This is a genomic window from Sphaerotilus sp. (genome assembly GCF_013299175.1).
Taxonomy (GTDB): Bacteria; Pseudomonadota; Gammaproteobacteria; order Burkholderiales; family Burkholderiaceae_C; genus Sphaerotilus.
Genome location: NZ_JAAFKF010000150.1, coordinates 1 through 6,524, shown reverse-complemented (window position 1 = coordinate 6,524; position 6,524 = coordinate 1). Strand labels below are relative to the sequence as shown.

Genomic DNA, 6,524 nt, shown 5'->3' with positions numbered 1-6,524 from the left:
CCACCACCACAACGATTCAGACGGTCCGCCAAGGTCCGACAAACCAGAAAAAGCCCTTGAGAATCAACGCTCTAGGGCTTTTTTCATGGCACCAACCTGATTACCCCCTCTGTACACCGGCAGCAACATCTGCACGGCGGCGACGCCACGCGAGCAGGCCCGCACCTGAGACGAACATCAGCGCCGAGGCAGGCTCTGGCACAGGCGCCACAGCGGCCTGGAACGAAATGCTGTCGAAATAGGCGCGGGTGGCGGTCCCGGTATAGGCCCCGAACAGAGGAGCCGTCGTGGGATTCGCGGCCCAGACATCGCTCACGATACGGCCTTGTGCGACAGGCAATGCACCACCCACCACGCTGAAGACTTCGCTGCTGTCCACGTACCAGCGCAGCGCATCGCCGCTGGCATCGAATGCATAGGTGTGCAGCCCTGCAGAGGCATCAAAACCCAGATTGACCGTGCGGTACTGTGCTCCCACATCTGCTTGGTAATAGCTGACTTGCATCCGGGTCGGGTCTTGGCCCTGGATGTGCATCCCGACCAGGTCGGTGGGTGTGCCGACCAGTGCGCCGGTGTACTTCATGAAATCCGTGACCACGCCCTGACCACTGGCCGCTTTCAGCACGGCGGTGTAGCGGCCCATCCCATAGGTGTCGGTGCTGACCAACTGCCCCGAGGTGGACGAGCGCCCACCACACTGCTCCGGCGCCCAAGCACAGGGCGAGGTGTTCAGACGCAACTCCATCTGGCCACCGGCATAGGCGACATGGTCAGCCCGCCAGTCGTTGTCCACGGGTCCACCCGCGAACACATCGTTCGAGCGGACCCAGCGGCCCAGATCTTGGCTGTCCAGACCATCTGCAAATGACGATCCAGCCGCGTGGACATACCCAGACAACGGCAGCATCGCCAGTGCCAACGCAAGGGACTTGAGAGGGTGGTGATAAGCGGGCATGAGTGGGTGCAATTTGGGTTAATTTGAACAATCTGATCAAACAGACCGTACTGATACCCCCAAGCCTAGGCATTGCCTGCCCGCTCTACACCCCCTCAGTCAGGGACTTCCACACACTTTTCGACCGACGAGGCGACCTGATGTGGAAAATTCACACAGAATTCCCGCAGCGCAGCGTTCAGCGGCGTGCGCCGCCACCGTGTGTCGGCGCAGGGCCACGGCGCTCGATGTGGCGGAAGGTGATCCGGCCCTTGGTCATGTCGTAGGGCGACAGCTCCAGCGACACGGCATCCCCGGCGAGGATGCGGATGTGGTGTTTGCGCATCTTGCCGGAGGTGTAGGCGATCAGTTGATGGCCGTTCTCCAGCGTCACGCGAAAACGCGAGTCAGGGAGCACCTCGGTGACGCTGCCATTCATGGCGATCAGTTCTTCTTTGGCCAAATGGGCCTCCTGTGAAATGGACGTGATGCGAGTCCAGCGAAGAGCGCATGGAGAGCGCCGCTACACAGATCTTTTGGAGAAAAGGAGTGCAAGCGTGACGCAAAAACAAAACAGCTGCAAAGTCCGGACGACTTTACAGCGCGTTTGTCCAGTTTACTCTTGCGGGGCCGTCTTGCCAAATTGACCGGCTGGACAGCCTCTTCACTCACTTAGAGCGGTGCACCAACTGCGCACAGACATTGCGCCCCGTGACGGTCAGACGCAGGCTGCCACCGTGCCACTCCAGCCAGTTCAAGGCCACGTAATCCTCGATGAGCGATGTATCGATCAGGTCTGCACGGCGCCTGCCCAGGAACTCGACTGTTGGCAGCAATGCCGACCGCAGCACCTCCAGATGTGGCGGTGGCGGTTGATCGTCCCTGCCCACCTGGGCGGTCGGGTGCCGTGAACCGGTCATGGTGCTCTCCAGTCGTTGGGGGACCATAGCACCATTCATGCCCAGCTGACCTAGGCACGTCCCTAAGGTGCGTCGAGGTACCGCTCGATCAGGCCAAAGAACCGGTCATAGAACACCCCAGCCGGGATGGTCTCGCTGGCCACCTTGACCAAGGAGTCATCGCTCGACGACACCGGCAGCGACAGCGACCCGATCGCGCTCACCCCCAGGCTGGCGGAGTTGGGGTTCTTCTTGAGCGAGTAGCGGTCCTGCACCGCATTGACGAAGGCGATCGTCGAAGGCGGATCGCTCGCCGCAGCCGACGCGGCCGTCACCTCCGGTACGCAGACGATGTGGAACTCGATCTGGACATGCACTTCCGCCTCGGGCTGGAAGCTCTTGCGGCCATTCACGGCGTCTGGACGTACCGCCGAGGTGATGACGTAGCCTTGGCTGAGCAAGGCACGCCGGGCCGCTTCGCAGGTGGCCGAGACACCCGAGGTGAACACGCGCGAAAAGGTCTCGGTCGAGGCGAACGCCTCGTTGAGGTAGACCCGGCTCGCGGCCTTGTTCGACGCAGCAGGCGAACCCGCGCATGCGCCCAGCAGTGCCGCCGCGACCAGCCACACAGCCCACAGACCCGACCGAGCCACCAGCCGCATGGTCTGCTCCTGGTTCAGCGCGCCGGGCGGCGTCCGCCAGCCTTGGCCTTGGGCGCGGGTTTTTCCGGGATGGCGGACTCCGGCGCGGCGGTGAACAGCTTGGCAGCGCGGCTCTTGATTTCGAGCAGTTCGGTCGGCGTCACCGAGTAGCGCGCCGCCATCACATCGACCGTGATGCTGAACTCGACATCCTTCTTGCCGTTCGTCAGCAGACCCGACGTGAACTCGTAATCCTCGTCGTGCGCCGGGAAGCCATCGGTGTCCAGATCGTGGTCCTCGTAGCGGACGTTACCGATCTCGCCACTGGCCATGTCCAGCAGTCCGGTGGACTTGATGAGGCCGTCGGACAGTTCGTCGATGATGGCGATGGGCAGTTTCAGGTCCATGTTCAGGGGTTCCGTTGAGGGCGCCGGATGATGCCACAGCCCCTGCGCCGCGATCTGCGATCATCGCCGGATGACTTCCTGCATCGCCGTCATCGACTTCGAAACCACCGGCATCTCGCCCCAGATGGGCGACCGCGCCACCGAGGTGGCCATCGTGCTACTAGACCAGGTCCACGGCCGGGTGGTCGATCGCTTCCAGAGCCTGATGTTCACTGGCGTCCACATCCCGGCCTTCATCAGCCAGCTCACGGGCATCACCAACGCCATGGTGCGCAGCGCACCGACCGCCGTGCAGGTCATGTCCGAGGCAGCGCGCTTCGTCGGCACGGCGCCGATAGTGGCGCACAACGCCGCCTTCGACCGCAAGTTCTGGCAGGCCGAGCTGGCGCAGGTCGGGCTGGCGGCGCCCCACCCGTTTGCCTGCACGGTGATGCTGTCGCGGCGCCTGTATCCGCACGCCCCCAACCACCAGCTCGGCACGCTGGTCGATTTCCACCGCCTGCCCCGCACTGGTCAGGCGCACCGGGCGATGGCCGACGCGGAGATGGCCGCAGCCCTGCTCGCCCGCATCCAGCAGGATCTGCGCGGCCCGAGCGGCACCGGACGCGCTGACCACGACTGGTTGATGCAGGTGCAGGCGTGCCCCAAAGCGAAGCTTGGGCGCTTGCTGGCCACAGCATCCCAGACATGACGCCCACCCCACGACATCCCACCCACGCACGGACTCCACCCATGACCGTCTCCGTCTACCCCCACCTGCTCGCCCCGCTCGACCTCGGTTTCACGACGCTGAAGAACCGCGTGCTCATGGGTTCCATGCACGTCGGACTGGAGGAAGCCAAGGATGGCTTCGCCCGCATGGCCGCGTTCTATGCCGAGCGCGCCCGCGGTGGCGTCGGCCTGATCGTCACGGGGGGCATCGCACCCAACGACCAGGGACGCCCGATGCCCGGTGGCGCCTGCATGACCACCCAGGCCGAGGCCGACAAGCACCGTGTGGTGACGCAGGCCGTGCATGAGGCGGGGGGCAAGATCGCCATGCAGATCCTGCACTTCGGCCGCTACGCCTACCACCCCGAGCTGGTCGCCCCCAGCGCGTTGAAAGCGCCGATCAGCCCCTTCCGCCCACGGGCGCTGACGGGGGAGGAAATCGAGCAGACGATCGACGACTACGTGCGCGCCGCCGCCCTCGCGCAGAGTGCGGGCTACGACGGCGTGGAAATCATGGGCTCCGAGGGCTACCTGATCAACGAGTTCATCGCCGCGCAGACCAACCAGCGCGATGACGAGTGGGGCGGCGCCTACGAGAACCGCATCCGCTTCGCGCTGGAGATCGTGCGGCGGACGCGGGCACAGGTCGGGGCGAACTTCATCCTGATCTTCCGGCTGTCGATGCTCGACCTGATCGAGGGCGGCTCGACGCAGGCCGAGGTCGTGCAGCTCGCGCAGGCGCTGGAGGCCGCGGGCGTGACGATCCTGAACACCGGCATCGGCTGGCACGAGGCACGCATCCCGACCATCGCCACCAAGGTGCCGCGCGCCGCCTTCGCCTGGGTGACGCAGGGCCTCAAGGGCAAGGTCGGCATCCCGCTGATCACCACCAACCGCATCAACACGCCCGAGATTGGCGAGCAGATCCTGGCGGACGGCATGGCCGACATGGTGTCGATGGCGCGCCCGTTCCTCGCCGACGCCGACTTCGTGCGCAAGGCCGCCGAGGGCCGCGCCGACGAGATCAACACCTGCATCGGCTGCAACCAGGCGTGCCTGGACCACACCTTCGGCGGCAAGATCACCTCGTGTCTGGTGAACCCGCGGGCGTGCCACGAGACGATCCTGATCGAGCGTCCTGCCACCACGAAAGCGCGGGTGGCCGTGGTCGGGGCCGGGCCGGCGGGCTTGGCGTTCGCGACGACGGCGGCGCGGCGCGGGTTCGACGTGACGCTGTTCGATGCCGGCAGCGAGATCGGCGGTCAGTTCAACATCGCCAAGCAGGTGCCGGGCAAGGAGGAGTTTTTTGAAACGTTGCGTTACTTTGGCAAGCAGATCGAACTTACCGGCGTGACGCTGAAGCTGAACCACCGCGTCGCCGCGCAGGAGTTGCTGGACGCCGGTTTCCGCCATGTCGTGCTCGCCACCGGGGTCACGCCGCGCACGCCGGACATCCCCGGCATCGACCATCCCAAGGTGGTCGGCTACCTCGACGTGCTGCGCGACAAGTGCGCCGTGGGGCACAAGGTGGCACTGATCGGTGCGGGCGGCATCGGCTTCGACGTGGCGGAATACCTGCTGCACGAAGGCACCAGCCCGAGCCTCGACAAGGCCAAGTTCTTCGCCGAATGGGGCGTGGACACAGCCTATGCCCACCGCGGTGGCCTCACCCCGGCGCACATCGAGCCGAGTCCGCGCAAGGTGACGCTGCTGCAGCGCAAGGCGAGCAAGGTCGGCGATGGCCTGGGCAAGACGACGGGCTGGATTCACCGCACCTCGCTGAAGAACCGGCAGGTGGAGATGGTCAATGGCGTGACCTACCGCCGCATCGACGACGAGGGCTTGCACCTCACGGTCGGCGAGCGCGACATCACGCTGGCGGTGGACACCGTGGTGCTGTGCGCGGGGCAGGAGCCGCAGCGCGGGTTGCAAGCCGCACTGCAGGCGGCGGGCTGCGCGGTCCACTTGATCGGCGGCGCCGACGTGGCCGCCGAGCTGGACGCCAAGCGCGCCATCAAGCAGGGCACCGAGCTGGCGCTGGGCTTTGATCCGGCCGCCGCCGAAGCGGGCGCGCAGGCAGCGCCGGTCGCCACGCTGTCCGAGCGCCTGCCCGCCGCCGTCGCGCAAAGCCTCGCGCACTGGCACCGCATGGTGGCGCAGGGCGACCTGAGCGAACTCGGCGCGATCCTGCACCGCAAGGCCGTCTTCCGCTCGCCGATGGCGCACACGCCCTACCCGAGCGCGCAGGTGGTGCAACTGATCCTGAGCACGGTCAGCAAGGTCTTCGCAGACTTCACCTACCACCGCGAGATGGCCAGCGCGGACGGGCACAGCGTGATGCTGGAGTTCAGCGCCAGCGTCAACGGCAAGTCGCTCAAGGGCGTGGACCTGATCCAGTTCGATGCCGAGGGCAAGATCACCGAGTTCGAGGTGATGGTGCGGCCGATGAGCGGACTGCAGGCGCTGGGCGACGAGATGGGGCAGCGGCTGGCGCCCTACCTGGCCGCGTACCAGGCGGCCAAGGCAGGCAAACCGGGCGCCTGACCGAGCGCAGCAGGCCCGAACTGCGGTTAAACTGCACGCCGCCAGGAGAGAGCCGCGCCCAGAGCCGGCCGCCGAAGGCGCAGAGGCCCGCTTGAAACCGGGTTTCGAACGCTCAGGCAAAAGGACTGGCAAACGTCGCCCTCAGGGCGGCGTCACCTCACTGGAGAGAGACCGCGCGGTGCCTCGACCAACAGGTCAGCAGCGATCGCGGTCCACCGAAGGGGCAAGCGCGACACCGGCCACACCGGGGTCGCGTCAATCTCTCAGGTAAAGCGGACAGCGAGGGCACCACCACCGACATCGGTGGACCGATCCGTTCAAGATCCGTTGCCTTCGAGAAGCCTGCCCATGTCCGCTCCCCTGCTGCAAACCCCGTTGCACGCCCTCC

6 protein-coding genes, 1 pseudogene and 2 riboswitches are annotated in these 6,524 nt (G+C 65.8%); of the genes and pseudogenes, 2 read left to right on the top strand and 5 right to left on the bottom strand.

The window, feature by feature from the left end; translation table 11 throughout:
- Window positions 1-100 precede the first annotated feature (100 nt).
- From QZW52_RS17990 to QZW52_RS17970, 5 genes are all read right to left on the bottom strand, one after another.
- Complete coding sequence (locus tag QZW52_RS17990; protein WP_294001222.1) at window positions 101-955, bottom strand: family 16 glycosylhydrolase; 855 nt, start codon at window positions 953-955, stop codon at window positions 101-103.
- A 178-nt stretch (window positions 956-1,133) separates the two neighbouring features.
- Window positions 1,134-1,397 carry a translation initiation factor IF-1 gene (gene infA / locus QZW52_RS17985; RefSeq protein WP_294001219.1) on the bottom strand — a complete coding sequence of 88 codons (264 nt, stop codon included), beginning with the start codon at window positions 1,395-1,397 and terminating at the stop codon, window positions 1,134-1,136.
- 205 nt (window positions 1,398-1,602) lie between these two features.
- Entirely contained in the window at window positions 1,603-1,854 is a 252-nt protein-coding gene (locus QZW52_RS17980) for a hypothetical protein (RefSeq protein WP_294001216.1), read from the bottom strand.
- 62 nt (window positions 1,855-1,916) lie between these two features.
- Window positions 1,917-2,495, bottom strand: a complete 579-nt coding sequence (locus QZW52_RS17975; RefSeq protein ID WP_294001213.1) for a DUF2242 domain-containing protein — start codon at window positions 2,493-2,495, stop codon at window positions 1,917-1,919.
- A gap of 14 nt (window positions 2,496-2,509) precedes the next feature.
- Complete coding sequence (locus tag QZW52_RS17970; protein ID WP_294001210.1) at window positions 2,510-2,881, bottom strand: hypothetical protein; 372 nt, start codon at window positions 2,879-2,881, stop codon at window positions 2,510-2,512.
- Window positions 2,882-2,951: 70 nt separating this feature from the next.
- Here QZW52_RS17970 and QZW52_RS17965 point away from each other — a divergent pair, with 70 nt between their 5' ends.
- Together QZW52_RS17965 and QZW52_RS17960 are read left to right on the top strand one after the other, a co-directional pair.
- Complete coding sequence (locus QZW52_RS17965) at window positions 2,952-3,572, top strand: 3'-5' exonuclease (protein ID WP_294001207.1); 621 nt, start codon at window positions 2,952-2,954, stop codon at window positions 3,570-3,572.
- Between the two features lie 41 nt (window positions 3,573-3,613).
- Window positions 3,614-5,629: pseudogene (locus tag QZW52_RS17960) on the top strand (NADPH-dependent 2,4-dienoyl-CoA reductase); the annotation flags it as partial.
- Between the two features lie 539 nt (window positions 5,630-6,168).
- A riboswitch (glycine riboswitch) is annotated at window positions 6,169-6,274 on the top strand.
- Window positions 6,275-6,286: 12 nt separating this feature from the next.
- Window positions 6,287-6,426: riboswitch (glycine riboswitch) on the top strand.
- The last annotated feature ends 98 nt before the right edge of the window (window positions 6,427-6,524 follow it).

Excerpts from the sequence above, each read along its gene's own strand:
- QZW52_RS17990 (WP_294001222.1), bottom strand. The coding sequence starts at position 955 with ATGCCCGCTTATCACCACCCTCTCAAGTCCCTTGCGTTGGCACTGGCG.
- QZW52_RS17980 (WP_294001216.1), bottom strand. The coding sequence starts at position 1,854 with ATGACCGGTTCACGGCACCCGACCGCCCAGGTGGGCAGGGACGATCAA.
- QZW52_RS17975 (WP_294001213.1), bottom strand. The coding sequence starts at position 2,495 with ATGCGGCTGGTGGCTCGGTCGGGTCTGTGGGCTGTGTGGCTGGTCGCG.
- QZW52_RS17970 (WP_294001210.1), bottom strand. The coding sequence starts at position 2,881 with ATGGACCTGAAACTGCCCATCGCCATCATCGACGAACTGTCCGACGGC.
- QZW52_RS17965 (WP_294001207.1), top strand. The coding sequence starts at position 2,952 with ATGACTTCCTGCATCGCCGTCATCGACTTCGAAACCACCGGCATCTCG.